At 49.8% G+C, this 2732-nt stretch carries 3 protein-coding genes; all 3 read left to right on the forward strand.

The annotated features are described in order from the left end of the window. Positions 1–682, forward strand: a 682-nt coding sequence (locus ACRC27_RS09255) for a FlgD immunoglobulin-like domain containing protein (RefSeq protein WP_438639747.1), incomplete at its 5' end; no start/stop codon positions are given. Further along, positions 682–1998: a flagellar hook protein FlgE gene (gene flgE, locus ACRC27_RS09260; RefSeq protein ID WP_438639748.1), complete on the forward strand. Its 1317-nt coding sequence runs from the start codon at positions 682–684 to the stop codon at positions 1996–1998. The genes ACRC27_RS09255 and flgE, both read left to right, overlap by 1 nt. 73 nt (positions 1999–2071) lie before the next feature. Beyond that, a partial coding sequence (locus ACRC27_RS09265) for a flagellar basal body rod protein FlgF (protein ID WP_438639749.1) occupies positions 2072–2732 on the forward strand: 661 nt, incomplete at its 3' end.

A 2732-nucleotide genomic window follows, 5' to 3' on the forward strand; every position in this document is an offset into this window, starting at 1 on the left:
CCCGTTTAATCCAGTTAGTAATGACCAAATGGTGTCACAGATGGCGTCATTTTCCACCATTGATGGCATCAACCAAATGACCGCTCAGTTTGACATTATGAACCAGATTATGGGCTCAGGTCAGGCGCTGCAAGCCTCATCACTGGTTGGGCAGGATGTGTTGCTGCCAACTAACGATGTTTGGTTGGAAGGGGACAGCGTGAGTGGGGCTATCTTCTCAAAAGTTGGCGAGAAGATGAATAACTTGTCGGTACGTATTGAAGATGAGAACGGTCAGCTAATTAAGACCATTGGTATCAACGGTGAAAAAGACGGCGTAGTGCGGTTTGACTGGGATGGCACAAACGACAGCGGTGAAAAAGTGCCAGCCGGTAAATACACCATGAAAGCTACCGCGGAAATTGATGGCGAGCAAAAAGACATCACTGACCAGTTGGCCTCTTATCACCGTGTCAGCAGTGTGGTGCTGCAGTCAGAAATGGGTGCACTGATCAATGTGAATGGCGTTGAGGGGGGGGTTCCGATCGGTAGGATCCTCGAAGTGGGAAAAGTGAGTGGGGGTTCAGGCTCTGAAACACCGCCAACGGAGGTGAAACCGCTTCCGCCGATTGGTGTCTTGCCGCCAGAGTCAGAAGACGGAGACAAGCCCACAGAAGAACAACTATTACGGAGATTCCTATAATGTCGAGCGTTTCCTTAAGTGGCCTGTTTGCCGCACAAAAAGATCTGAGCACCACCAGTAACAACATTGCTAACTCGAATACGATTGGGTTTAAAGAGTCGCGCGCTGAATTTTCTGATGTGTATTCAACCTCTATTTTCTCTAACCCGCGTACTACTGTGGGTGGCGGTGTGCAAACCTCAATGATCTCTCAGCAATTTCATGAAGGTTCAACACGCTATACCAATAACCCGCTTGATTTGCGAGTTAACGGTAAGGGCTTTTTCGCTGTGACTAACGGAATGGATGATAAAGACGTTAGTCTGACCCGTGCCGGTGAATTTAAGCTCAATCAAGACAACTACATTGTCAACTCCAACGGCCAGTATCTGCGGGTGTTGCCTGTAGATGCTAAAGGCCAGGCATCGTCAGTTAGTTTACAGGCTTCCCAGCCGGTACGTGTGCCGACCGAAGCGGGCAAACCTTCACCCTCTACCAAACTTGATATCGGTGTCAACCTGCCTTCCGGCGCGCCGGTAGTGGGTAAAGTACCGTTTGATTTTGATAATCCTGAGACCTACAGCAAATCCACCTCAACCAATATTTATGACTCGCTTGGCAATAGCTATTCGATGACCACCTACTTTGTCAAAACCGGTGACAACACCTGGGAATCGTACAACACGGTGCGTGATCAAAATGGTGATGAGCAGTATCTGGATATTGAAGGCGGAAAGGAAAGTGATCCGAGCCCAACCGACCCAACCAAGAAAAATCCGAAGGGTGTGGTGCTGGAGTTCAACTCTGATGGCTCGCTGAAATCACAAACACCGGAAAATGCCAAAACTGTTTCGATGGAAGACGCGGGAATTAAACTCAACGGTGCTGATGTCTCACAAACCATTGATATTGCTTTCGACAAGCCGACCCAATACGCCTCAGATTTTAACGTGAAAAAAATCACCGAAAATGGCGTGGTGGTTGGCCGTTTAACCAAGGTGGATATCACCCCAGAAGGCTTGATGGTGGCGAACTACTCGAATGGTAAGAGCGAGTATCTGGGCAAAGTAATGCTGGTGACCGTACCGAATGAACAGGGATTAACCCAACTTGGTGGTACGCAGTGGCGTGCAACGCCTGATTCGGGTGCGATGCTGATTGGTGAACCGGGTAAAGGCTCTAATGGCCGGATTATGAGCGGTTCACTGGAAGAGTCAAACACCAACATGACCGTTGAAATGGTTGATTTGATCACCGCACAGCGTAATTTTCAGGCGAACTCACGAGCGCTGGAAATTGATCAATCACTACAGCAGACCATTTTGCAAATTCGTTAATCAGGTTTTGTTGTTAGGCGGCTCTCTCTGATTAGAGAGGGCCGTTCATCCCCCTAAAAAGCCGGAGTGGCTGATGGATAAAATGCTCTACATCGCCATGAGTGGCGCAAAGCAAAACCTGCAGGGCGTGCAGATGCATGCCAATAATTTGGCTAACGCCAACACACAAGGTTTTCGCAGTGATTTCGAGCAGGCTCGTTCAATGCAGGCGTACGGTGAAGGGTTACCTTCACGGGTATACAGCATGGTCGAGCGGCCGGGCAGTGATTTCACTCACGGCGGTTTTATGACCACTAACCGTGAGCTAGATGTGGCGATTGCCGGTGAAGGCTGGATCTCGGTGCGTGCTGCTGATGGCACTGAAGCCTACTCGCGGGCAGGACATTTACAGGTTGACCAAAATGGTCAGCTAATGAACAGCAGCAATCAGCCGATACTCGGGGAAGACGGTAATCCGATGAACTTGCCATTGCCGCTGGCAAAAATAGAAGTTGGCGGTGACGGAACTATCTCGTATCTACCCAAAGGTGCTCCGTCTGATGCACTGGAGCAAGCTGGCCGTATTAAGTTGGTGAACCCGGCACTGAACACCCTAACCAAAGGGGATGACGGCTTATTTCGTACCCGTGATGGCATGCCACAGGCGGCTGATCCGGTCGTGCGATTGGTCAGTGGAAAACTGGAGTCGAGCAACGTCAGTTCGGTGGGCGAAATGGTGCAGATGATTGATCTGC

This window comes from Plesiomonas sp., from assembly GCF_051650925.1.
Classification (GTDB): Bacteria; Pseudomonadota; Gammaproteobacteria; order Enterobacterales; family CAMTGL01; genus Plesiomonas.